At 59.8% G+C, this 259-nt stretch carries 1 pseudogene; it reads left to right on the forward strand.

Annotated elements, in window-relative coordinates:
• Positions 1–45: 45 nt before the first annotated feature.
• Positions 46–259: pseudogene (locus AAEZ09_RS28640) on the forward strand (lytic transglycosylase); the annotation flags it as partial.

A 259-nucleotide genomic window follows, 5' to 3' on the forward strand; every position in this document is an offset into this window, starting at 1 on the left:
GCTCTAGCCATATGCGTAGCCCTAGCGGGCTGTCAGAGTAACGCCGTGCGTGACGACACGCGCGAACAGACTAGACGCGTGGCGGTGCCGGTGGCACAGGAACCCATCTGGCTGACGGACACTACGGCCGTCGCCGAGCATGAAAACATCTGGGAACGTATTCGTGAGGGCTACAAGCTTCAAGAGCACCTCGACAGCAATCCTCGCATCGAACAGCAGCGATTGCTCTTCGCCAGCCGCCCTCAGTCGATAGAGATCG

It is taken from the genome of Pseudomonas sp. 65/3-MNA-CIBAN-0223, assembly GCF_040310425.1.
In the GTDB taxonomy this organism is placed as follows: Bacteria; Pseudomonadota; Gammaproteobacteria; order Pseudomonadales; family Pseudomonadaceae; genus Aquipseudomonas; species Aquipseudomonas gregormendelii.